The organism is Gardnerella sp. KA00288 (assembly GCF_049244085.1).
Lineage (GTDB): Bacteria > Actinomycetota > Actinomycetes > Actinomycetales > Bifidobacteriaceae > Bifidobacterium > Bifidobacterium greenwoodii.
In genome coordinates, this window is record NZ_CP058373.1 from 780,504 (window position 1) to 806,291 (window position 25,788).

Below are 25,788 nucleotides of genomic sequence, written 5' to 3' on the forward strand. Positions count from 1 at the left end.
TTCGCCATAGCATGAGCAATATTGCTAGCCAAGCATATTCACTCTACGAAATTAGAGGAGGAATGTAATATGCCTTGGAAAGTTCAATCTTCTGTTTCGGGCGGAATGCCTCTTACTGTTGCGCAAAGCGAAGCGTACTGCAGTGTATCTAGAAAACTAAGCAATCTTGCGCATGAAATGTCAATGTTAAGTGCTTCTTGGCAGCATGCTGCAATGGTTATTTCTAATCAAACTTCGGCTTTTAATAATTTATCAGCTTCTTACAACCCTTCATCGCCTTTTACTATAAACGCTTCTCAAAGTTTTCTAACTCCAAGTATGTGCAATGTTTATGCGTCTAAATGTCAAAATATGTCTCAAAATTTAGAGCAGTTGGCAGCTCTTATTATTAGAGCAAGCGGCATTTACGAGGAAGCTGAGCAGAAAGCAAAAGAGCAATTTGATAATGGAATTGCGCTTCTTACAGCAATTTTTCCTATAACATCCTTACCATTTTTTATTTCAGCACTCTCTTCAGCGTCTAGCGATGCTAATAACCACACAGGTCTTAAAAATGTTGGGAAATGGGCTCACAAAACTCGCAAAATTCAGCAAGGAACTATTCGAGGCCTTTCTCAAAATCTACTAATAAACCCAATTACAGGCATACCTCTGTCTATTTTAGGAGCAGCGCAAAGTAAAAGAAATAATCGAATGACAAAAACGTATCGAAATAAGTCGCTTAATTTCTTAAAGTACGCAAATAAGCATATTGATAATTCAAGCAAAACAGTTTCTTCAGTTCCGTTTGTTTCTGGAGCGCTAAGCCTTTTTACAGCACAGTTAAATAACAAAAAGCAAGGTAATAATCTAACTGTTACTAAAATTAACGAACCATGGAGAAAACCAGCTTTTGTTCTTCCTAAACCTGGAAGAAATTTGAGCGAAACTCTCGATAATTTAGCTGAGCTTGGCAGCGGAAATTTGGGAGTTCGCCCTCCACTTGTTAATCCAGATGCCGCAACTATTGCTATTTCACGCTTCAAAAAAGCGGACGGAAAAACATCATGGCTAGTTGTAATACCTGGAACAGACGGTAAGGCTCATTCACCGTTTGGATGGGAGCAGAATGCTGAGGTAATGAGTCATACTCCTTTAGCTAGAAAGCAAGCAGATAGTACAAGAATGGTTGTTGAAGCAATGAAAAAATCTGGGATTAAGCCTAAAGATCCTGTTGTGTTAGTTGGTCATTCGCAAGGCGGTATTGTTGCTGCAAGTATTGCAAGCGATTATTCAAAACAGTACAACATACAGCATGTAGTAACTGCAGGCTCTCCTATTGCAAATCATCCTATTGCAAAACGCACTTGGGTTACGAGTATTGAAATGGAAGATGAGCTTGTTCCATCTCTAGACGGTAAGGAAAATCCTCGCCGCAGTAATTGGATTACTATTCACGGCAAAGCAACGCATGTTAAAGAAACTCAAAAACCTTTGCCTCCTGGAGTAACGCGTTTTTCTGGAAGGAAATATTCTAATCAAAAATTTAGTAAAGACGGAATATTTGTAAACGATGTGCCTGAAGAAGGAACTTTAACTCATGACATGCATTATCATAAAGCTGCCTACGATGACGCTCTGCAATTAGGCTCTAAAAATGTGATTATGCATAATCAGCATTTTAACAGTATTATCAACGGAAAGTTAGAAAGCACTACCCTATGGCAAGGCATAATGCATTAGTTAATATAATTTATCTAACTGCCTAATTCACAGCATGATGTAACCTTGCAAGTATGAAGCTTACTGATATTTCTCCTGCAATAGCTCTAACTCCTTTAGACGGTCGTTACCATAATCAAACTTCAGCACTTGTTGAATACTTAAGTGAACCTGCATTAAACCGCGAGCGCATGCGTGTTGAAGTTGAGTGGATGATTCTTCTTGCAAACGGATATGAGGGCAATAATTGGAAGCCTATTGTTAATGGTGTCAATCCTTTAACGAATGAAGAATGTGAGTATTTGCGCAATATTCCTGAAGATTTCGACGCTGAAGGAATTGCTCGTCATGCTGCTCATGAGGCTGTTACGCATCACGATGTTAAAGCTGTTGAATACTACATTGATGACGCTTTAGATGAGGCCGAAAAGAAGTTAGGTCACAAAACTCAGCTGTCTAATCTTAAAACGTTGGTTCATTTTTCGTGCACAAGTGAAGATATTAACAATCTTTCTATTGCTCGTTGCGTAAAAAATGCGGTTTTGAATGTTTACAGGCCGAATTTGGAAGCAATTGTTGAATATTTAGTGAGCAATGCTCAAAAGTATCGCGACTTGCCAATGCTTTCTTTGACGCATGGTCAGCCTGCTACTCCAACAACTTTGGGTAAAGAATTGGCTGTTTTTGCATACCGTTTGAAGCGTCAGATTAAGCATCTCGACAATCAGGAATATTTGGGCAAAATTAATGGTGCTACTGGTACTTTTGGCGCTCATTTAGCAGCATTCCCTAATGTTGATTGGATTGGCGTTTCTAAAGAGTTTGTTGAAAATCGCATGTCTCTTCAATGGAATCCATTAACAACACAAATTGAAAGTCACGACTGGCAGGCTGAACTTTATAGCACAGTAAGCCACACTAACCATATTTTGCACAATCTTGCTGTTGATGTTTGGATGTATATTTCTCGAGGCATTTTTGTTCAAGTTCCTGTAAAAGGTGCTACTGGATCTTCTACTATGCCTCATAAGGTGAATCCTATTCGCTTTGAGAACGCTGAAGCTAATCTTGAGATTTCTTGCTCTCTGTTTGATACCCTTTGCGCAACTCTTACAGAAAGCCGTTGGCAGAGGGATCTTACAGATTCTACAACTCAGAGAAATATCGGTTCTGCTTTTGGCTACGCTCTTTTAGCTCTTAACAATCTTTTGGGCGGACTTAATTCTATTCACCCTAATTCTGATTTTATTCTTAAAGAATTGGATGCTAATTGGGAAGTTCTTGGCGAGCCAATTCAAACCGCTATGCGTGCTGAAGAAATTGCGGGAGTTCCTGGAATGGAGCGTCCTTATGAGCAGGTTAAAGAGCTTATGCGAGGACATCATATTTCTCAAAAGGATGTTGAAGATTTTATTTCTTCTCGCGAGTTTGACGAGGCTACAGCTTGCAGATTAAAGTCCTTGACTCCTGCTTCTTACACTGGTTTTGCTTCACGATTGGTGGATTTTATTCAATAAGTAAACGGTAAGAACAATGCAATCTCGCATAAATCCAAATCTTGTTATTGAAGACACTCAGCCAAGTTTAGTGAGAAATTGGGCTGATTTGCTGTACGCACTTTCAGCTATTGCTGTTGCCGTACTTACAGTTTTGTCAGCAATGTGGCTTTCTGCAACAACAGTCGGCGTGGAAATTGATGCCCGTAGCGCTAGTAAAATCATTGGTCTTACTGTTACTGGAATTCCATGCGCGTTAATACAGCAGGGTTTAACGCTTATTGTTGTTGCAGAAGTAATTGCTTTTATGGCTGCACAAAAGCGTTGGATTGATACTGCTATTTCTGTTATTACGCTGTTTGTAAGCTACGGCTCAATATGGCTGCTCTCTGACGCTATTGCTTCTACACACAATTTGCCCCTGCTTTCTGCATTGCATTCTCAACCCACAAATTCAGTAACAGAATTATTGCCAGACATGTACGCTGTTCTGGTTGCGTTTCTTACAGTAAGTGGCCCGCGTAAAGAATATAAGCATGTAATGTGGGGCTGGAATGCTCTGTTTATTGTTTCTGCAATACTGCTATTTTCTTCATGGGACTCCTACCCTGCAGCACTTATTTCTTGCTGCGTAGGAAGAACTATTGGAACATTAATAAGATTTGCTAAAGGTACGAGCAGTAAAGGCGCTTGGGGTGATGACATCGTTATTGCGCTTAAAAATATTGGTATAGATAATCTCACTCAGCTTACTCGCAGAACTCAGCAGGCTGACCATACTGGAGTGTTACGCTCAAGCTTGGATGACGATTTAATCGAAAATTCAAGACTTTATGACGCAACTGATATTCACGGAATGCACTATGTTATTTCAGTTTTAGACAATCAAGTGCATTTACCTGGATATTTGAATCAGCTGTGGCAGTGGGTGCGTTTAATTGACATTCCAACTCGACGTGACCGTTCAGCAAGACATTCCGTGCACCATCATCTTTCGATGCTTCTTGTATTGAGAAATCTTCATTTGCCAACTGCTAATGTTTACGGAGTATCTGACAGCGATAAATCATCAATCATGGTTTTTCACGCAGCAAATGCTTTACTTCCTTGTAATTTGAACACTCTAACTGTTGAAGATGCGGCAAAACTTATGCGATACGTTGACGCTGCAAATATGCGAGGAATTACGCATAGAAGAATTACTCCAGAAACTATTGCACGTTTAGAGGATGGAACTCCTGTTATTGCAGGATGGCAAAATGGCGATGTTGCCAGCGATTCAACAAATATTGCTTTAGATAAAGTTCAATTATTAACTCTTATTGCTGCATGCACAGATATTGAAACTTCAATCAAAGCCGCTCTTAACGCTTGGGGTGCAGACAAGCTTGCAGAAATACTTCCTTTTATGCAAAAAGCTGCTATTCCTGCATCAACACGTTCTCTTCCTTCTTGGAATAAGAAAGTTTTTGAGCATCTTTGCAATAAGCTAAGCCAGACAGTCGCACTGCATACTGATGAGGAAGACTACGATACAGTGCGATTAGCACGTTTTAATATTCGATTCTTTGTGAGCCTTGTTCTAGCAATTATTGCTATTGCTGTTATTGCAACACAATGGCATCCTCAGGAAGTATTTGCAGCATTGAAGCATGCTAATAATCTGATGGTTTTGCTTTGCTTTATTTTCAGTATGTTTGCTTGGGTTGGCTCTGCAATTACTTTAGGATCGTTTATGGATGATCAAAAACCGTCTTCTACGGTTTTGTTTGCTTCTCAAGCAGCATCAGGTTTTACAGCAGTTTCTATGCCTGCAGGCGTTGGCCCTGCTTTTGTCAATATGCAATTATTGAAAAAGAATGGCTACAATTCAACTCAAGCTACTGCTATAACTAGCGCAGTATGGCTTATTCAAGCTTTAATAACAACTATTGTTCTTCTTGTTATTGGTATTTTTACTGGAAAGAATGTGCTTTCTGGAATGATTCCAACGCACATGCTTATTACAGTTATTGGCGTAATAACCTTGTTAATATGCACTTTAATGGCCATTCCTAAGGCTCGTAAAATTATTCGCAAGCATTATCTTCCAATACTGTCTGATTATGGCAGACAGGTTAAAGAGCTTGTTTCGCACCCTCTTCAGCTTATTGGAGGATCTTTTGGAGCGATTGTATTGGTTGCTTGCATTGGACTGGGATATTGGGTTGCTTTACTTGCGTTTGGCTACTATGCGAACCCTTGGGAAACAATACTTTTGTTCATTCTTGCAAACACTGCAGGATCCGCAATACCAACTCCTGGCGGCTTAGGCGCGGTTGAAGCTTCTCTTACTTTTGCGTTTACGTCTGTTGGAGTTCCACCTACTATTGCATTATCTGCAACCTTGCTTTATAGGCTTATGTTCTACTGGCTAAGAATTCCTATTGGCGCTTTTGCTATGAATTGGCTTAGCAGCCGTGAGCTAGTATAAATGGCTTAATTGCTCAACTTTTGTGTATTTTTCTATCAAAAAATCGCAATAAGACTATTCAGAATGAGTTTTTTATAAAAAAATACATAAAATTATTGAAAAAAATGCTAAAAAAGGCCACATTTGTAGGGAAAATGTATTAGTATCGAGAATGAACGTGGCCTTTGCAAAGAAGGCCCTTGACCCAAAGGATGCTGCATGGCATACAACAAGTCTGATCTCGTTTCTAAGATCGCACAGAAGTCCAACCTGACCAAGGCACAGGCCGAGGCCGCCGTCAACGCATTCCAGGATGTGTTCGTTGAGGCTTTGCAGTCTGGTGAAGGTTTGAAGCTCACTGGTCTGTTCTCCGCAGAGCGCGTAAAGCGCGCTGAGCGCACTGGCCGCAACCCTCGTACCGGCGAAACCATCAAGATTCCAGCTTCTTACGGTGTACGTATCTCCGCTGGTTCCTTGTTGAAGAAGGCTGTTACCGCCTGAAATTAGACGGATGCACATTCAAAATGTGCGATTAATAAAGAAGGACGTTCCAAAGCTGGACGTCCTTCTTATTTTTATCTTATCTTATTTTATTTTATTTTATCTTTTATTTATAAGTCTCCGCGCTCCATTTTACGCAAACGAGGCTCAGCGCTATCTTTCGCACCAGTAATACGATAAACGTCAAAAACGCCTTCAATCTTACGAATAGCAGCTAAAAGCGTGTTCAGATGCTGAGGGTCTGCCATTTCAAACGTAAACTGGCTTGTTGCAACACGATCATCTCCAGTGGCAATAGTTCCGGAAAGAATATTTACGCCATGATCCGAAAGTACGCGAGTAACATCAGATAGCAAGTGTTGCCTATCCAAAGCTTCAACCTGAACCTTTACTAAGAACAAACCTTTATCGCTGGTCCATTGAACAGGAATAACTCGTTCAGGCTGAGTTTTTTGTAAATCAAGCATATTCTGGCAGTCAGTTCGATGCACAGACACGCCTTGATTTCTAGTAATAAAACCAATGATGTTATCTCCTGGAACAGGCATACAACATCTTGCAAGCTTTACCCAAACGTCTCCAACACCCTTAACGGAAACACCTAAAGCACCATTAGATTTTCTATTGCGCTCTACATTCTTAAGAGGTAACGCTTCCTGCTCTACTTCTTCTGCAACCTCATCGGCACCAGCATCTTTAACAAGTCTAGAAATAACATTTTGCGTAGAAACTTGTCCTTCGCCAATCGCCGCGTACAATGATTCAACATTAGCTGGCAAATTAAGTTCATCCGCAACGCCAATTAAAGCCTGCTGTGTCATCAAAGTGGTTAAAGGCAAGTTACGTTTACGCATAGCACGAGTTAGCTCGTCCTTGCCCTCTTCAATGGCTTCAGAGCGACGTTCTTTGCTAAACCACTGACGAATCTTATTTCGAGCACGAGGACTTTTGACAAAACTCAGCCAATCACGAGATGGTCCGGCGGTATCTGACTTTGAAGTAAGAACTTCAACCGTGTCACCATTTGTAAGCTTAGTGTCCAAAGGAACTAATCTTCCGTTCACTCTTGCGCCCATCATTCGGTGACCGACTTCAGTGTGAACCGAATAAGCGAAATCAACAGGCGTTGCATCCTGAGGAAGAGCAACAATGCTTCCCTTTGGAGTAAACACGTAAACTTCAGAAGCTCCAAGATCTTGCTTTAATGAACCTAAGAACTCATCAGAATCAGGCGTTTCACTAGTCCAATCAGCAAGCTGCTGAATCCACTTAAGATTATCTGCCTCACTAAGCTCTTTACGCTCTTCAAGCTCACCTTCACGCTTACGGTCATCTCTGTCTGGCTTACTTAAAGCTCTACCAGCCTGACCATTTGCCTTGTACTTCCAGTGTGCAGCAATACCAAATTCAGCTCGCCTATGCATATCCCAAGTACGAATCTGAATTTCTACAGGCTTTCCACCAGGGCCAACAACAGTAGTATGTAAGCTCTGATACATATTTAGTTTAGGAGTTGCAATATAGTCCTTAAAACGTCCTGGAACAGGGCTCCAACGCGCATGAACCGCTCCTAATGCGGCATAGCAGTCTCGAATAGAGTCAACAATAATTCTAACGCCAACAAGATCGTAAATATTCTCAAAATCATGACCGCGAACAATCATTTTTTGATAAATCGAGAAATAATCTTTTGGACGACCCTTTACGGATGCTTCTATGTGTTGAACTGCTAAATCTTCGTTGATTTCTTCAAGAATTTGACGCAAATAAACTTCGCGCTGACCAGCTCTACGAGCAACAAGTACAACAATTTCGTTATAAATTTTTGCATAAAGTACTTTGAAGCTAAGTTCTTCAAGTTCAGTTTTAATAGCATTCATACCAAGACGGTTTGCAAGAGGAGCATACACGTCAAGAGTTTCTCGAGCTTTTTTGTGAGAACTTGATGGCTTAACATATCTCCAGGTTCTTGCATTATGAAGACGATCTGCAAGTTTTACAACAAGCACTCGTACATCTCGGCTCATAGCAACAACCATTTTTCGAATTGTTTCAGCTTGTGCGCTTTCGCCATACTCCATCTTGGAGATTTTTGTAACACCATCAACTAATCCGGCTACAGTGTCACCAAATTCTGCACGACATTCTTCTAACGTGTAATCAGTGTCTTCAACAGTGTCGTGCAATAATCCTGCCGCAACAACAATCGGACCCATGCCAAGATCTGCAAGAATCTGCGCAACTGCAAGAGGATGAATAATATAAGGCTCGCCTGATTTACGACGCTGACCTGTATGCTGTTTTACTGCGCGGGCGTAGGCACGATGAAGAATAGTCATGTCTTCATCGGGATGATGCCACTTGCACATGTTTAATATTGGCAGCAATGGGTTACGAGAATCCTCACTGATTTCGCATCCAAGCCTATGAGCGCCTTTTACATCATCTTGAAGTTCACCCATCGCAGCACACCTCCTGTATTGTCTACTATCCTACCCGCAAAAATGCGTTATGCTCTACAAAATTGTCAAATAATACAATAAATCCGACTCAGCGCTAAAACTGGTCGGATTTACTAAAAAATTATTGTACTCCGGTTGATCCAAAGCCTTTATTTGAACGATCAGAACCAGGCAATTGTGTTGCTGGAATAAATTGTGCTTCTACATAACGCTGTATAACCAATTGAGCAATACGATCGCCGCGATTAAATTTCACGGTATTTTCTGGATCTAAATTAATAAGCGGCACTTTAATTTCGCCACGATACCCAGCGTCAACCGTTCCAGGAGCATTCAACACAGTTACGCCCTGTTTTGCGGCAAGACCAGAACGAGGATGAACCAAAGCAACATATCCTGCTGGCAAAGCAATAGCAACCCCAGTCGGAACTAAAGCACGTTCAAATGGACGCAAAGTAATATCCTCAGTAGTACGCAAGTCTGCACCAGCATCGCCAGCATGCGCATAGCAAAGCGGCTGCATGGTGGAGGATTCGCCATCGAGATACTGAATTAATACCTCAACCTGCTCGGGGCCAGTGTAGGTCTCGTCGTATGCCATTTAAGCTGCGCACTCCTTGCAAACAGGCTGTCCATCAGCCGTAGTTTCTGCTAATTGACTACGATGCTTTACAAGGAAACATTCAGAACAAATAAATTCATCACCTTGCATAGGAATAACAGTTACAGACGCATCTTCATTGCTTAAATCAGCACCTGGTAACTCGTAGTCTTCAGCAATAGCATTCTCGTCATCGTCAATGTCGCTGCTGGAATTTTGAGAGCTTTTGCTCAAAGCTTCCAACGACTCTTCGTCCTCATCTTTACTACGAGGAGAATCATAATCCTGTGCCATTATGGTCCTTTCGTTTTAAGCTACCTACGCGCATAGCATACATTAATGCCACCCCGCATATAATACACACATTTTATCTTATATAGAATGGTAAAGAATGCAGTGTATGGACTAAAGTATATACATAGTATTGTTAAAAGCGAAGAAAGTGGTGCACAATGCTTGAAAATCCGCCAAAAGAGGCGAGTTTTGACCATGTTGATGCAGACGGCAATTTGATTTTTATTTTTGAAAACACGCCGTTAAGCATTAAAGTGGACGACACGCTGGAACACGCTATCGCTGAATCACAAAAGATTACTAAAAAGCATAGCGATAATAATTCGGCAGATAATAACGTATCTGCATCATCGTCGAACGCTACCCTGCCTATTTCGCAGATTCAGGCTTTAATTCGCGCTGGAGTTGATCCAAGCCACGTTGCTAAGCGTTATAACGTAAGCGAGGCACAAGTAAGGCGATTTTCTGCTGGAGTAGAAACAGAAAAACAGTACGCTATTGAGCAATTCCTGCTTGTTCCTGCACCAAAACAAAGCAATATGCGCACACTTGCAGATTTAATAGAGCGAACTCTTGCCAAAGCTCATATTGGTATGGAAACAGTTCAATGGCGCGCGACACGCCGAGGCTTAGAGCCGTGGCTTATTAGCGCTACTTTCAAAACTGCAACACGAACTATTAAAGCTGAGTGGACATGGAATATGCATGACAACTCAGTAACATGCGCTAATCCATCTTCTCGTTTACTTCTTGGCGAAGACGCAAATGGTAATGATGCAGCTAAGCAGGCGCAATACGGCGGAATGTATCGTGACACTGTAAGCATAAACTTCCCATTTTCAACAGAAGAGTTGCCGGGAAATTCAATTCGTTCAGCAAGAATTGAACGCGCTGTTTCACAATGGGAGCTTAGAAATAGTGATAAGCTTTCTGAACTTGATTCGAATAGTTCGGATATTTCTGATAGTTCTGATTCTAAGCAAGAGCATAAGCGCGCAAAAACTAGGAAAATCGCAGATTCTTCAAATGAATTAGCCGAAAACGTGCTATCAAATAGCAGCAGAGCTCAGCAACCTTCGCTTATACAGTCAGATTATGATGAAAATCAAGATGCATCATCTAGTATTCTTTCTTACGACTCGAGTGAAGCACAAAAATCTTTGGCAGACAAAGTAAAGCAAACCGAAAAAGCCGAGAAAGCAAAAATAGTTGAAGTATCTGAAAACGCAGAAAAAGTAAATTCTGATGCTGCAAAATCTTTGAATACCACTTCTACAAATCATGAAGCTGAGTTTGACACTAATCAAGAGTCTGATTCTGCTAAGAAAAACTCTTTAGATCATGCAGATCACAATAACAACAAGAGACGAAGTGGAAGAGCTGCAGTTCCAAGCTGGGACGAGATTTTATTCGGCGAAGGCTGATTCTTTTGATCTTAGTGTGAATTTTTCACTACGAAATTTACGCTAAAAAATTCACACTAAATCAATAAGACATGGAATATCCATTTCCATGTGAGTCATTGACCCGTGAACACTTGGTAAGCTCATAGCTTTTTCTGTTTGAGTTCTAGAATCGACAATAGTAAAAGCGTTACGAGCCTGAACTAGAACGTCGCCAAGAACAGATTCTGCGCGCGGGTCAACCTTGCCAAAAACACCGTCTAAAATAGCTTGCTTTTTGCTGCGAATAAGCGCATTTTCACCAATAATTTTGCGCCATCTTTCAATAATATCTTCGGGATTAGTGTTTTTATTTGCATAAAGCATAACAGAGCGAGGTTCTCCACCAACCAGTTCAACTCCGCGCATTAACTCTTCACTTTTAGCAATATCAATACGAGAGTTAGGGTCAGACTGAATCATACCGTGGTCGGCAGTAATAACAATCAAAGTGCCTTTAGCACAATTTCGCTGCAACAAACGCAACTGCGAATCAACCTGCTCAAAAGCGGCAACCCAATGCTCGGAATCCCATCCATAATTATGCCCAACCTTATCCGTATCTCTTAAATACAAATAAGTTAATCCCGGAGTTTTAGTAGTATTAGCAGCTTTCATGATTCTAGCTCTAGGAGTTCCAGCAGTAATATAAGTAGCTCCACGAAAAGCAGCTTGAGTAAGTGGGGAATTTTCAAACTTAGGCAAACTAATACTATCTGCACGAAAACCTTTAGAAACTAAGCTTTCAAACACTGTTGGCTGCTGCTGCAATTCCAGAGGATTTGGAGCATCCTTAAATTGAATAAGTTGAGCAAGCTTTCCAGTTTGAGCATTTTTTTGAGTATAGCCAGTCATGCAAGTAAGACCTGGGCATGTGCCTGTGCCAAACGTTGCCATTGCAGCAACAGTTGTGCTTGGAATACAAGATTTAATAGGACGCTGATTTTTAGGCTCATTTAAAAGAGAACGCAAATATGGCGCATGACCTTGACGCATTAGAATATTCCAGTATCCCAATCCATCAACTAAAACAACAATTGCAGATTTTACTTTAGGAAAACCAAGACTTTCGCGCAAAAAAGCTGGATTTTCATGCACTTTAGTACTTATAGGAGCGCCAATTGCATCGCTTAAAGCTGGTAAAACTGATGAAAGATGGAAAGCTCCGCTGCTTTGCTCATAGCAAGAATCATGCGAATAATCTTGCAAACTTGAGCTGGAAAAATCTCCATAAGTAATATTGCCTACAAACTGCAGCAATTCTTTTTTAGATGGCACATCAACACTCATATACACTATTGAACCACTTATATAGAACCACAATCTACTACTGCTAGCCACTACTAAGAGCTAATACTGAGAGAGCAAAATCATTCTAGCAAAATAAAAAATACTAAATTAGTAACAAATATTCAGCAAATAAACCTACTTTTATTAACAATATTAAGAAAATACTTACAGTTTGTGCATAGAAATTGGTAACATTGAGAGCCGTAATGTCATTCAAGGAGTTCTAGATATGCCTTCACGCCGTCACTCAACACAACAAGCTTTCGACCCAAGAAAAGTCAAAGAGCATATTGTTGAAACACCATTGAATGAAGAAATGAGCAAATCATTCCTTGAATACGCTTATTCTGTTATTTACGCGCGTGCTCTTCCAGATGCAAGAGACGGCATGAAGCCTGTCCAGCGACGCATCATTTACCAAATGGGCAACATGAATTTAAGCCCTGATCACGCTTACATGAAGTCTGCTCGCGTTGTTGGTGAAGTAATGGGTAAGCTGCATCCTCACGGCGATTCTGCTATTTATGAGGCAATGGTTCGATTAGCACAGTCGTTCTCACTACGTTTACCTCTTGTTGACGGACACGGTAACTTTGGTTCTCTTGACGACGGCCCTGCAGCTTCCCGCTACACGGAAGCACGTTTAGCTCCTGCAGCTCTTGGAATGAACGCGGATATTAACGAAGATACTGTTGATTTTGCGCCAAACTACGACAACAAGCTTAAAGAGCCTACTGTACTGCCATCTGCTATTCCAAATCTTCTTGTAAACGGAGCTTCCGGCATTGCTGTTGGCATGGCAACAAACATGGCAACGCATAATTTAGGCGAAGTAGTTTCTGCAGCAAAATATGTTATGAAACATCCTGAAGCCACATTGGACGATCTTATGAAACTCGTTCCAGGACCAGACTGGCCGGGCGGAGGAATTATTATTGGCAGAAGCGGTATTCGTGAAGCTTACGAAACTGGTCGCGGAGCGTTTACAACGCGTTCCACAACGCATATTGAAAATATTACCGCTCGCAAAAAAGCGATTATTGTTACCGAGCTTCCGTTTATGGTTGGACCTGAGCGTGTTCTTGAGCGTATTTCTCAAGGTGTTAAAGCTCGTAAACTCGATGGAATTTCGGGTGCTATTGATTTAACCGACCGACACAACGGCACTCGTCTTGTTATTGAAATAAAAACAGGCTTTGACCCTAACGCAGTTCTTGCGCAACTTTTTAAGCACACTCCTCTTCAAGAAAGCTTCACCATTAACAATGTTGCATTAGTTGACGGAAGACCACACACAATGGGATTGCGTGAGCTTTTAGACGTTTGGATTGCACACCGCAGAACAGTTGTTAGAAGACGCAGTGAGTTTAGGCGTACGAAAGCACAAGAGCGTCTACACTTAGTTGACGGCTTGCTACTTGCCCTGCTTGATATTGATGAGGTTATTCAAGTTATTCGATCTTCTGAAGACGCGGATAGTGCAAAAACCAAGTTAATCAAAGTTTTTGATCTTGACGAAATTCAAGCACAATATATTCTTGATTTGCGCCTTCGCAGACTTACAAAAATGAGCCGAATTGAGCTTGAAGCAGAACGCGACGATTTACTTAAAAAAATTGACGAACTTAATCAAATCTTAAGCTCTGACGCAAAACTTGACCGAGTAGTAATAGCAGATATGGATTCTGCTGTTAAACAGTGGGATACTCCACGAAGAACAATTCTTCTAGACGAAAACGAAGACGGCAGTTTTGTTCCTGTTGAAACAAGCATTAGCAAAGATAGCGAAGACGTTGCAATTAAAGCAGTACAATCCGCTAATAAACTTACTTCAACTCAAGCAGACTTGGCTGCTGCCGCTAACGCTGCACGTAAATCTGGAGAGAATGATGCAGCTTACGCAGCTTTGCAATTAAGCGACGAACCTTGTGCAGTTGCATTAAGTGCTTCCGGTTTCATTGCGAGAACCGACGTAGAAACATTCGAACGCTGGAAGTCTCACAACGAAAACGTTTTTAACACTCCTTGCTCAACAATGTTTAAAACAACAACTCGAGCAAGCTACGCTCTTATTACTTCCGCTGGACGCCTAGTATTAGCGCATGTTGCTGATTTACCGCAGATAAACTACGAAGAAGGAAAAACTTCTGAATTAACCAAAGGCGTAAAAGCACAAGAATTGTTAACATCTACACAAAGCACAGATCCAGTAAGAGGAGAACGTGTAGTTACAGCAATAGTATTAGAAAATTCCGAATCTCCTACCCCACTTGCGATTGGAACTATAAACGGCGTAGTAAAACGTTGGAACTGCGAAGCTCCAACAACTATGGACTCGTGGAGCATAATTGATTTGAAAGATGACGATGCTGTTATTGCCGCAGCCCCAGCTAAAGACAATGACAGACTTGTGTTTATTAGCACAGATTCGTCACTTCTTACCTTCGACGCAAAACAAGTTCGTCCACAAGGACGTACAGCAGGAGGAATGGCTGGAATTCGCCTAGCTGAAGGTGCAAAAGTTGCAAGCTTTGCAGTAGTGCCAGAGCAAGACATTGAATGGCATTATGAAGAAGGCGAAAATGGACTATTCTGCGCTACAGGAACAGTAGTATTCACAGTTGCTGGCGACAGCGATGCTCTTCCTGGAACAGAAAACGGTGCTGCAAAACTTACACCTTTCGACATGTACCCAACAAAGGGCCGCGGAACTGGCGGCGTGCGCTCGCAACGATTCCTTAAGGGGCAAAATACTCTTATTCATGCATACGTTGGGTATTATCCACTGCATGCAGTAACAGATAGAGGAAGTCGCGTGGAGCTACCTAAGCCAGACATGCGAAGAGACGCTTCGGGAACCGAGCTTGTTTCCCCAATTGCGCACATTGGGTAGTAATGTTTTTGCTGCGCTAGTTTTACACTTTTTTAGAGCTAGTTTTTGCGAGCATGTTTGGAATATCTGCGAAGTGATTTTCTAGCTTCTACAAGTGCAAAAATTCCTGCAGTCACAAATGCAAACAAATAATTTATTACCGTAGCTACTGAAGAGCCAGTTTGAGGAAGATGCTTAATAACGCGCTTAGCTTCCGGTTGCTCCGGCTGTGAAGGAGCTGGAGCGGACTCAGGTTCTGGAACAGGAGTTGGAGTTGACTCCGGTTCTGGCGCAGGAGCTGGTGGGGTCGGTGGCGTTGGCTTCTTAGTAACAGTTACTGCGGCAGATGCTGTTGCAGTAGCACCGCCATTGTCCGTTACGCTAAACGAAATAACATAAGAACCAACTTTACTATTATCAAAACCGCCATTATTTGTAATCTGAACCTTATTTTTTAAGTCTCCATCTTCTGGATCAGTTGCAGACACAATAAGTGACCTTAGATCAAGAGGGTCTCCCTCGGTAATGGTTTTACCCTGCACAATAAGAGTTGGCGCTGCATTGAGCACAGCTGGCGTAGGAGTATAAATAGCATAAACTGTTATGTCGCCTGTTACTGAGGTGGCAGCACTAAATTCCTTGGTTTTATCTTTACCAGTCTTATCCGTACTCCAACCTCTAAATGTATAACCATCCTTAGAAGGATTAGCCGGCATAACCTGACCTGCAACGCTTTTATCCTTTATGGATTTATTCTCTTTTACCTGCACTTTTGCATAGTTTTGATCGGTTCCATTCACAAATGTTACGGTATAAATCTTAGCCTTAGGAATAATGTTGTAAGTAAAGTGCGAAATACCAATTATCCTAAACTGCCCATTAATCGTATCGTAAAACATACACTGACCGTCAAGCGTTCCAGTTTTTACTGCTATATACTTGCCATCAGCGTTTTTCTTAAAGTATGAAGATTGAGCAATAAGTGTAGGAGTTCCATTCTCGGCAAAACCCTCCATAACACTAATTGCATGATTAGAGTTTTCTTGCGTGATTGTAATAGGGCGCTTGTATTCGTCACCTACTTCAATAGTGAAAGTTCCTGGATTCTGGTTATCGAATACAGAATCGCTTTTTTGTGGATTATTAGATGGGTATAATTTATACTTTCCTAAATTATCTTTTACGACAATTTCAGAAATTTTATTACCCTGAAATGCCTTTTCGCCAACTCCAGCAAGATAATACGGCGCAGTATCCGTAGCGTGCTCTTTGCCCTTGCCATCAAGCACGCCTTCAAACACCACTTTTTCAATTTCATTAGCAACAAATGCTGCGCTATGTATTGAAATGACATTTTTTGGAATAATAACGGTACCCTTAATTTTGTTCCAGCCAAACGCACCGTATTCGATGATTTTAAGAGATTGCGGAAGCGTTACGCCTTCAATATAGGTTTCGCCGTCAATATGTTCATGCTGCTTATTCCCAACTTGTTTTGCGTGTCCAGTAAAAGCACACTCATGAATAACTTCAATGCCTTCAGGAATAACAATGTGATGATTCTTCTTAAGCTTTTCCTTGCCCTTTTCGCTAAGTCCATCTACATATTCATTTACCGTTTGACCGGTATCCGGATAATGAACATCTTTCCTGCCTCCAATAGTTTTACCATCGGCAGAAATGTTAAAGTCTTCGCGCGTCCAGGTTAAAGATGCATCATCTGTAGTACCCGAATCAGTTGATGCTGATACAGATTCTGCAGATGCATGTACGCTTCTATCTTCACGATTATTTGTTTGAAGATCAGTATTGCTTACATCTATAAGAGTTTGTGTAAGTCTAGCATTTTCAGAATTTTCAGCATCAGTTACAGATTCAGAAGCTTTAGCAGATTTAGTAGATTTAGTAGATTTTGTGGTTTCAGCAGTTTTTGCAGTTTCGCTAGACTTGGAAGGTACAGTATTTACAGAAGGTTTTGCGGAAGTGCTATCTAAAGCAGCCCCCCCATTGTGTGTATTAGAAGTTACTTCAGAAGAAGTTACGTCAGAAGAACCTTCGTTAGAAGATGTTGCTGTATTAGAAGTTTCTGTATTAGAACCTGCTTTAGAAGAATTTACAGTCGTAGTAACACCAGAAGCAGTTGAAGTTTCGGCAGCATTCGCACTTTGCGCCATACAGAAAGCACAAGCAGCAGTAGCAATACCCATCATAGTGCTAGTCAAAATTATGTTAGTTCTCTTACTCATTTTTCCTCTTACAAAACCAAATCTTCTATAATCTTTAGAAAAATAACGGAATCAACACTAAAACAAATATAATTCAGGTATTTAATAGCATTGAACCATCAGATATTCTACAACTTACAACTCAATTCGTAACAAAAATGTGGCCAAGCTCACAAATTAGCAATTACTATTTGCCAAACAAATCAGAATGAGTGCCGGTTCGAGTCAAATATAATATAAGTTCATCATCTGCAATCTCATAAACGAGCAACCAATCAGGAGTTATATGACATTCTCGGCAACCATCATAATTACCAGTTAGTTTATGATCCTTATATTTTTCAGGAAGGCTCACGCCCGACGCAAGAATATCAACAACTTCTTCAATCAAACTAATGTTATATCCACGTTTAATAGCCAGCTTCAAATCTTTTTTAAACACGCGCGAGCGCGCAATACGATATTTCTTATAAACGCTCATAGACATCTCGTGATTATCGCTACGGTCAATCATTGTCAATATCTTGCAAAAGTTCAGCAAATGAACCGTAAGTTTTTTTATTAGGATTAGCCTTAAGCTGTTTTACTTCCTCAATAGCTTCAATAGTATCCGCATTAGGAATATCATATTTAATAACCGATTGCATATATTTAACTAAATTGTTTTTTACATTATCTCCGCGTAATTTAACTACATGCTTATACTGGTTGTAAATATTGCGATCCATAACAAACGAGCATGTAACAGTATCTTGATTAGGCATTTAATCTTCCTCCCCAATTGATAACGCAAACAATAAAGCCATCAATTTACAAACTATATAATTACTAAGTAGTATTACTAAGTAATTTTACTTAGTAATACTACTCAATTACTTAACTTGCATCAACATAAATAATTAACTATTTTTAATTTTTTCGGAGATGCTTTAAGTCTGCTACCAATGCCACAAGCCCAGCAAAAAGCGAGGCAATTGCGGAAGCAAGAACTGAAGTTGCGGTTGAACCAGTTTGTGGAAGACTTTTAACAACGCGCTTAGCTTCCGGTTGCTCCGGTTGCGAAAGAGCTGGAGCGGACTCAGGTTCGAACTCAGGCTCAGCAGGCGTCAGAATCGGAGCTGGAGCAACAGGAACCGGCAATTCAGGAACTGGCTCTGCTTCTGGCTCAGGTTTTGGAATAGGCTTTGGTTTCGGGACTGGATTCGGCTTATCACCAGCCGGCGTTGGAGGTGTTGGAGGTTTAGACGTATATGAACTATACACAGAAATACTGCTACTAACAGTAGTATTTCCAGTGAACTTAGTACCTTTACCATCTTTCCCAGTAAACCAACCGTTAAAAGTAAAACCAGGCTTCGTAGGATCAGGCGGCATCGACTGGTCAGTTAAAGAATCGCCACTAATAGAAAGACCTTGCTGAACTTTCACAGTTGCATACGGATTATTTTCATCATCATTTATAAATTTGACTACAGCAATCTTTCTTCTCAACACAAAAGTAACAACTTTTTGAGTAGAATCCGTATCGCTTTTATTTACTCCAATACTAAAGTTCACACTAGTGGAAGAATTAGCAATATCTTTTGAATCAGCAACCCACTCATAGTTCTCTGGAGCATCAGCAGTTGGATTCACAGTATAGTTTCCTGGAGCAAGATACACATCGTTGCCAGAAATATAGCCAGCCGCCTCAGGAAGCAAAGCCGTGTTTTTGTCTGTGATCATCTTTTGAAGTGCATCTTTTGTAGGAGCTGTTGGAGTATTAGAAGATGAAGTAAGAGTATTACTTACAAGAGTATTTCCAGAATAAATAGCATACTTCTTACCACTCTCAATCTTGTTTTGCGAATCTTTGTACTGCACCACAAGCTGCGTAGGAATCGGCCTAAAAGTCACATAATAGTGCTTTGTGGTTACTTGATTATCATCCTTATCTCGAACAATACCATAGTCGTAGTTGCCAAATTTCTTGGTATTTTCCTTGGTGAATGTGCCACCTTCAGGAGTATCAATGTCGTTACTGTAATACAAATAACCAGGGATGTTAGTGTTTTTAAGTTCTTCCATCGTTGGGCGTTCAACAATATCTTTCTTTGGGTCGCCTTCGTAGCTTAGAAGAGGAATAAAATAATTTGCAATAGCGTTATTGCAAAACTTTACATTATACACATTTTTATAATTTTGCAAATCAGTTATATTTAGCTTGGTAAACGATTTAGTAGAGAACTTGTCAGTTTCACCATCACTACGCTGAGAAAGTTCACCAGTACCTTCAATACGTGCAACATTGCGATATTGTAAATCATCTACAAAATGAAACTGCGCGCCACACTCTGGTATAAATACAAATAATCCCGGGGCAACACTTGAACCCTCATAATTAAGAGATTGATTTCCATAAATAATTTCATCATCTTTGCGACCGTACATTGTCATATGCACAAAGGTTTGATTTCTATGCATGTAATATTCAAAAGGCGTTTTTGTTGTAAGGTCTTTACCAATAAATTTCCCATTTATTTCAAGCGTGTATGGTATCACCGTATCAGGAGCTTTACTATAATCAAAGCTTAGAGATCCATCATTATTCCTAAACTCACGAGAAGATTTATATGGACGTATCTCACCCTCACCACCGTACGCTTTTTCGGCACGAGGGATAAAAATGTAATTATCAATGCGACCAAGCATATCATGATATTTATTCTGGATTGTATACGTAAATTCTTGAGTGTCCCCTACAGGTTTTCCATTCACAACTTTAAACTCTTTACCAGCAGGAGTATAAAAACTTTTAACAATAAGCGGGAAAGGATATGCGGACGTTGTTTTATCCTGCAACTCTTTTACTTCATCAGGCGTAATAACATTCGGGAACGGATTGGTTACATTCTCATCAGTAGTAAAATCGTATTTGCCATATTCGTTAAGCTTAACTTCGTTTTTCTTCTCGCCACTATTTGTGGACTCTTCTGCCGCTTTATCTTCTTTTGATACTTCTTTTGCAGACTGAGCCGACTTGTATACAGCTACTTTGCTTTTCTTTACATCAGACGAATCGTTTGCAGAACTATCATCTTTTACATTATTATTTGCAGCAGCATTGTTAGGAATGTTCGCATTACTAGAATTTACATCATTCTTCGAAGAATCAACATTCTTGGCACCAGCATCATCCTTGAAATTAGAATCATTCTTCGAAAGCGTAACATTCTTGGAATTGTCATAACCCTTGGAAAGCGCAGCATCATTGGAACTAGCATCACCCTTACCATTATCAGGATTTTTAGCAGAAGGATACCCCCCCCCGTCAGAAAATCCCGGATTCGAAACATTAGAATTAGCATTCACAACAGCAGACGCACTTGTAACATTTTCAGCCGCATTCGCGCTCTGTGCCATGCAAAAAGCGCAAGCGGCAGTAGCAATACTCATCATCGTAGTCGATAAAACAAGCACAGTTCTCTTGTTCATTTTTCCCTCTTATAAAATAAACAAATTTAAAAAACTTATAAAATAAAAATCACACAGCTGCAATCTCATCCTAAGAATGCAACCACACTAACCAATATACCACAATTCGGTATAATTTATATACAAAATTATAAAAGCTTAAACTTAAACGCACACGCAAATACTTTCACGCTCAACTTTCGCAAGTTCGAAGCAGACGCACGTGCATAAAAGTCATTACAGCAAGAAGAATAAGCAAATAAACCGGAAGCAGAACCATAGAAACATTCTGCGCAATTATTCCAAAAATCGCAGGCATTACCATAGATCCAATATATGCACTTGCCATTTGCATGCCAACAATCGCTTGCGACTTATCTGCACCGAAATATTGCGGAGTTGAGTGAATAATACACGGATACACCGGAGCACAACCAAGCCCAATAATTACAAATCCTGCAATAAGCTCAATATGATTCGGCAAAGGCAGCAACAATACCAGAATGCCAACAAGCATAACGCACTGCCCAATACGAATCATTGTTGCATCGTTAAAACGCATAGTAAGAAATCCACTTACAAAACGACCAACCGTAATACCAACATAAAACAAGCTTGCCCAACCAGCTGCAACAACACGGCCAACTCCTCCATGCAAAACCATGTAACTACTAGCCCATAATCCTGCAGTTTGTTCCAAAGCACAATAGCAAAAGAACATAATAAGAATATTTTTAGCTCCAGGAATAAGCAAAACTTCCTTGTAAGATAGCATTCCAGAAGATTGTTTCTTTACCTCAGTAAGATTATGCGGCTCTGCCTTTTTATTATTATTTTTCCACAGTGGCAAACTTATAAACAGCACAAGAGTTAAAACAATTTGTATAACAGCAATATACTGATACCCTGCAGGCCAACGCCGGCCGTGAGAAAGCGCAAAACCCATAACGTAAGGACCTAGAGAAGCTCCAATTCCCCACATGCAGTGAAGCCAGCTCATGTGCCAGCTTTCATAATGCACTGCAACATAATTATTAAGAGCCGCGTCCACTCCTCCTGCACCCAAACCGTACGGTATAGCTAGAAAAATAAGCACAAGATAATTAGGCGCAAAAGAAAAACCTAGTAACGCTAAAGCTGTTAAAGCAACTGAAATAAGCGTAACCTTCCCGGGGCCAAACTTATGCGTAAGCCTATTAGATAGCAGCGCAGAAACAATTGTTCCTGCAGAAATAACCATTGATATTCCACCAGCCCAAGAAATTTGCGCGCCAACATCGTGACTCATCGTAGGCCACGCAGCTCCAAGAAGAGCATCCGGCAAACCCAAGCTAATAAAAGCAAGATAAATAACAGCAAGAAGAATGTTAACCATAAAAATTCCCCAACCTTAGTCAATATGTATTTACAAAACAACTCACCAAACAAGTGTAGCCCAATAAGCATTAACAGCATATCGCGTGACGAAAAATAAGGCTTCTGCTTATGCGTTAAACATAAAACAGAAGCCTTAATTATTAAAACGTAAGCAATTAAAACTACGTATTACTTACAACTTATAACTAGTTTCTGCGCTTACGAGTTGCAGCAAATGATTCAGCAAAACCGGCTAAACCGGCGAAAAGCGAAGCAATTGCGGAAGCGAGAACCGGGGTTGCTGTTGAACCGGTTTTAGGAAGATTCTTAACAACGTGCTTAACTTCCGGCTCTGGCTGCGAAGGAGCTGGAGCAACAGGAACAGGAGTTGACTCAGGTTCTTGATCTGGAGTCAAATCTATATTCGGAATATCATCCCAATTAATGTCCGGCTCCAAAGTTGGCGTTGGCTCCGGTTCAAGTTCCGGCGTAGGAGCTGGCGGAGTTGGAGGTGTTGGCTTCTTAGTAACGGTCACTGTGGCAGCTGCTGTTGCACTAGCACCACCTTTATCTGTTACACTAAACGTAATCTTATACGAACCAACTTTACTATTATCAAAACCGCCATTATTGGTAATCTGAACCTTATTTTTTAAGTCTCCATCTTCTTGATCGGTTGCAGACACAACAAGACTATTTAAATCAAGCGAATCCCCCTCGGTAATCGTCTTATTCTGCACTGTAATAACCGGCGGATAATCCTTAAAAATGGAGTAAACTGTTAAATCGCCACTCACCTTAGTGCTAGCAAGGAACTTTGAACCCAATCCATCAGCTTGAGTATTCCATCCTTTAAAAGTAAACCCATCTTTCGTAGGATCTTGAGGCATAGACTGGTCAGTCCACTCATCACTATCAATAGAGTTGTTTTCTTGCACTTTTACTTGTTTATATTGAGTATTCCCATTCATAAAAGTAACTGTATAACCAGCAACTTCCCACTTAGGGAACACAACAAAGGTGTGATTTGTAGAGCAATACTGCGTACCGAGTTTACTGCCAAACGTATTTACACCCTTGTTATCCCTAAGCACAGCAAATAGATATGGGTAGGTAATAGTCTGAGCATTAAACGGTACGTAAGCAACGGTTGTGCTATTAATGATTTTTTTATCATCATCACTCATACGGTCATACGATGTGTATGCTATGCCGTTTGTCTTTCTAGCAACATAGAACTGCCAGCCAGCAAACTTAAAACCTGCTTTAACAGGATGTATAAGATTGCCATCTTTATCCTTAGGGAATTGAATAGCATTATTATCTACACGAAGGCGCTTAAAAATATTGTCATTGTTATAAGTAAACTTCCAATCACCATCAGATCGATAGTCACCATTTTCCTTTTTAGGCTGTTCATACGAGAAGCACTTGTCCGCCACAGACTCATCCTTCGCATAAACAATTTCCAATGCGTTTAGTCGAAAATATTTGTTTTGATAAGTTTTATTAGACCCGTTAGCTGGAGTCCACGTAAAGTTGCTAACACTAGGTGTAAATTCATCACCTTCATCTGCAGAAACGTTATTATAGGTCACATAATACGGGCTTGGAATTGTGCTATTTACTACTGACACTTCGTAAGTATGGCTTGAATCATAACTGCCCAAGCTTTTGGTTGCACTAGTAGCAGTAGTAGCATCATAAGTGCCAGTAGTCGTTGCTACTACCTTGTTGTTATCTGTTGTATCTACTATCTGAAACTTAATCTTTGAAAACGCGTCTTTCACGTCTTGTCTACTTGCGTCCAGCGTGGAACCAAAATCCCAATTCACAAAATTCAGTTGACCAAAATCGCTATCAGATTTAACTAGCGCATTGTTATTATCACCGTTCATGGTTTCCCAACAAAGACTAACCTTAAGCTCAGTTGTCTGTGTTGCAGGATTTTGAATAGGAGCTGGCTTACCAGTACTTGCCAAAAACATTTGATTATAAATTGTTGAAGAAGATGAATCTTCTTTCGACTCAGACTTTACATCATTCTTCTCAATAGTCTCAGACTTGGATTCAGGCTTATCATTAGCCCCAGTCTCATTCTTAATCTCGGCACTTGTTTTCGAGCTCACTTCAGTCTTTGCGCTACTATTCGTAGGTTCTGCAGCCTTTGCATCACCATTTTCAGAAATTCCAGAATCTTCACTCTTCTTTGAGTAATCTTCAGTTTTTAGGCTACTTTCGTTAGAAGCACCAGTATTTGTAAAAGTGCTATTTGCAACTGGGGGGGGGGTTGAAGATTTTGTTGTTGCAACAGCACTTTCAACGTTAGTAACGCTTTTCTCAGCCGCATTCGCAGTCTGCGAAACGCAAAAAGCGCAAGCAGCAGTAGCAATACTCATCATCGTCGTCGACAAAACGAGCACAGTTCTCTTGTTCATTTCTTCCTCGCAAAATAAACAAATTTAAAAAACTTATAAAATAAAAATCACACAGCTGCAATCTCATCCTAAGAATGCAACCACACTAACCAATATACCATAATTCTGTATAATGTATATACAAAATTATGAATTAAAAAACGCATCAGAATCATTAACATTCATGCATTTTTTCTACCAGATCTTGCACTAAATATTCATCACTCATGCAATGCATATCCGAAATGCCATTACGCATCAAATCGTAAGTAACAGAATGGTAAAACACGTCAAGCGCCTGCTCATAGCTCAACCCAGCACGCTCAGCCAGAAGACTTACAACCCTCGCATACTTCTTTTGCAACAAAACAGGATTCGCCTTCAAAATCCATCACTCCCCTAAAAACTTGCCACACCTTTTTCGCGCATGAAGGAAATAATGTCGTTTGTAATATACTCTTTGCCTTGAGTATGTAAAGCATCATAAGATGAAACAATATAAGACATAAGAATATTACTTTTCTTAGTTAAAGCATCATACGTATCACGAGGGTTTTGATTAAGTTTCTTAGCAACATTTTCAATACAAAATATTGCAAAATCAAGATTATCTCTATCGAAGACTTCTTGCATATCATCTTAAAGCATAAAAACAAGCCAAGAACATTAATAAGGCTAATAAATTTTATTCTAAAATGCATGTGCAATTATTTATGCATCAATAGATGCGTTTTTCTTGATGAATGCACTTATTTTTTGTATCATAAGAGTGGAGGTGGTATATGAACAAGAACTATAATCAGAATTACACAAAAGAAGAAATTTCAGCAATACTCGCAAAGATAAAAGATTGCATAAAAAATGACCGCTTTACCATCTCATTAAACGAAAATCGTCAGGAAAACATAAACTTCATTCGAGAATACAACATACGATCAGATATTCAAAAAAATATACTTCTCAACATAGAAGTGGAAGATTTTTGTCATTCGTTAAAAAACAAAAAAAGAGGCTATGAATATGAAACGCTTTACGTATTCGCACCACGCGTAAAACTATCACACGTAGGTAAATGTGAGATGGTAAACATTTACACGAAGTTTAATATCATTACTATTTCTCAGCAAAATAGAACAGTTGTTATTTCATTTCATAAAGCAAATAAACAGATAGATTATTTATTTAAATAATCTAATAAACAACTCAAAAAAAAATAATAAATCTGC

Annotated in this window: 19 protein-coding genes; 7 read left to right on the forward strand and 12 right to left on the reverse strand. The window is 40.1% G+C overall.

Going from position 1 to position 25,788, the window contains the following annotated elements; all coding sequences use genetic code 11:
• Positions 1 to 69 precede the first annotated feature (69 nt).
• The 4 genes from HXT52_RS02940 to HXT52_RS02955 all read left to right on the forward strand — a co-directional run bounded on the left by HXT52_RS02940 (position 70) and on the right by HXT52_RS02955 (position 6,150).
• Positions 70 to 1,722: an alpha/beta hydrolase gene (locus tag HXT52_RS02940; protein ID WP_421775668.1), complete on the forward strand. Its 1,653-nt coding sequence runs from the start codon at positions 70 to 72 to the stop codon at positions 1,720 to 1,722.
• Between the two features lie 53 nt (positions 1,723 to 1,775).
• Entirely contained in the window at positions 1,776 to 3,218 is a 1,443-nt protein-coding gene (gene purB, locus HXT52_RS02945) for an adenylosuccinate lyase (RefSeq protein ID WP_421775669.1), read from the forward strand.
• Between the two features lie 16 nt (positions 3,219 to 3,234).
• Positions 3,235 to 5,670, forward strand: coding sequence for a lysylphosphatidylglycerol synthase transmembrane domain-containing protein (locus HXT52_RS02950; RefSeq protein ID WP_421775670.1), 2,436 nt, complete (start codon positions 3,235 to 3,237; stop codon positions 5,668 to 5,670).
• A 198-nt stretch (positions 5,671 to 5,868) separates the two neighbouring features.
• Positions 5,869 to 6,150 (forward strand): HU family DNA-binding protein, encoded by a 282-nt coding sequence (locus tag HXT52_RS02955; RefSeq protein ID WP_004119480.1) that lies wholly within the window; start codon positions 5,869 to 5,871, stop codon positions 6,148 to 6,150.
• A 110-nt stretch (positions 6,151 to 6,260) separates the two neighbouring features.
• On the opposite strand, the gene HXT52_RS02960 is transcribed toward HXT52_RS02955, so the two are convergent.
• The 3 genes from HXT52_RS02960 to HXT52_RS02970 form a co-directional block, all read right to left on the reverse strand.
• Positions 6,261 to 8,612: a RelA/SpoT family protein gene (locus tag HXT52_RS02960; RefSeq protein WP_116794002.1), complete on the reverse strand. Its 2,352-nt coding sequence runs from the start codon at positions 8,610 to 8,612 to the stop codon at positions 6,261 to 6,263.
• Between the two features lie 121 nt (positions 8,613 to 8,733).
• Positions 8,734 to 9,213, reverse strand: coding sequence for a dUTP diphosphatase (gene dut, locus HXT52_RS02965; protein WP_004128220.1), 480 nt, complete (start codon positions 9,211 to 9,213; stop codon positions 8,734 to 8,736).
• Positions 9,214 to 9,507 (reverse strand): DUF4193 domain-containing protein, encoded by a 294-nt coding sequence (locus tag HXT52_RS02970; RefSeq protein WP_004128217.1) that lies wholly within the window; start codon positions 9,505 to 9,507, stop codon positions 9,214 to 9,216.
• A 158-nt stretch (positions 9,508 to 9,665) separates the two neighbouring features.
• Here HXT52_RS02970 and sepH point away from each other — a divergent pair, with 158 nt between their 5' ends.
• Positions 9,666 to 10,931: a septation protein SepH gene (gene sepH, locus HXT52_RS02975; RefSeq protein WP_421775671.1), complete on the forward strand. Its 1,266-nt coding sequence runs from the start codon at positions 9,666 to 9,668 to the stop codon at positions 10,929 to 10,931.
• 51 nt (positions 10,932 to 10,982) lie between these two features.
• Here the strand turns inward: sepH and HXT52_RS02980 are convergent, their stop codons facing one another.
• A complete protein-coding gene (locus HXT52_RS02980; protein WP_421775672.1) occupies positions 10,983 to 12,239 on the reverse strand; it encodes an alkaline phosphatase family protein in 1,257 nt (418 codons plus the stop codon).
• Positions 12,240 to 12,468: 229 nt separating this feature from the next.
• Between HXT52_RS02980 and HXT52_RS02985 the strand changes: the two genes are divergently transcribed.
• A complete protein-coding gene (locus tag HXT52_RS02985) occupies positions 12,469 to 15,132 on the forward strand; it encodes a DNA gyrase/topoisomerase IV subunit A (protein ID WP_421775673.1) in 2,664 nt (887 codons plus the stop codon).
• Between the two features lie 38 nt (positions 15,133 to 15,170).
• Here the strand turns inward: HXT52_RS02985 and HXT52_RS02990 are convergent, their stop codons facing one another.
• The 8 genes from HXT52_RS02990 to HXT52_RS03025 form a co-directional block, all read right to left on the reverse strand.
• A complete protein-coding gene (locus tag HXT52_RS02990) occupies positions 15,171 to 17,357 on the reverse strand; it encodes an InlB B-repeat-containing protein (RefSeq protein ID WP_421775674.1) in 2,187 nt (728 codons plus the stop codon).
• 166 nt (positions 17,358 to 17,523) lie between these two features.
• A complete protein-coding gene (locus tag HXT52_RS02995) occupies positions 17,524 to 17,817 on the reverse strand; it encodes a type II toxin-antitoxin system YafQ family toxin (RefSeq protein ID WP_116794594.1) in 294 nt (97 codons plus the stop codon).
• 25 nt (positions 17,818 to 17,842) lie between these two features.
• Entirely contained in the window at positions 17,843 to 18,100 is a 258-nt protein-coding gene (locus HXT52_RS03000) for a hypothetical protein (RefSeq protein ID WP_004136131.1), read from the reverse strand.
• A gap of 145 nt (positions 18,101 to 18,245) precedes the next feature.
• On the reverse strand, positions 18,246 to 20,810 hold the full coding sequence (locus HXT52_RS03005; RefSeq protein ID WP_421775675.1) for an InlB B-repeat-containing protein: 2,565 nt from the start codon (positions 20,808 to 20,810) through the stop codon (positions 18,246 to 18,248).
• Positions 20,811 to 20,982: 172 nt separating this feature from the next.
• Positions 20,983 to 22,164, reverse strand: a complete 1,182-nt coding sequence (locus HXT52_RS03010; RefSeq protein WP_415682051.1) for an MFS transporter — start codon at positions 22,162 to 22,164, stop codon at positions 20,983 to 20,985.
• A 187-nt stretch (positions 22,165 to 22,351) separates the two neighbouring features.
• Positions 22,352 to 24,583 carry an InlB B-repeat-containing protein gene (locus HXT52_RS03015; protein ID WP_419388774.1) on the reverse strand — a complete coding sequence of 744 codons (2,232 nt, stop codon included), beginning with the start codon at positions 24,581 to 24,583 and terminating at the stop codon, positions 22,352 to 22,354.
• Between the two features lie 154 nt (positions 24,584 to 24,737).
• Complete coding sequence (locus tag HXT52_RS03020; protein ID WP_004136124.1) at positions 24,738 to 24,947, reverse strand: DUF3791 domain-containing protein; 210 nt, start codon at positions 24,945 to 24,947, stop codon at positions 24,738 to 24,740.
• A gap of 14 nt (positions 24,948 to 24,961) precedes the next feature.
• Positions 24,962 to 25,195 (reverse strand): DUF3791 domain-containing protein, encoded by a 234-nt coding sequence (locus tag HXT52_RS03025; protein WP_116793995.1) that lies wholly within the window; start codon positions 25,193 to 25,195, stop codon positions 24,962 to 24,964.
• A 149-nt stretch (positions 25,196 to 25,344) separates the two neighbouring features.
• On the opposite strand from HXT52_RS03025, the gene HXT52_RS03030 reads away from it, so the two are divergent.
• Positions 25,345 to 25,752, forward strand: coding sequence for a hypothetical protein (locus HXT52_RS03030; RefSeq protein ID WP_308583194.1), 408 nt, complete (start codon positions 25,345 to 25,347; stop codon positions 25,750 to 25,752).
• Positions 25,753 to 25,788 lie beyond the last annotated feature (36 nt).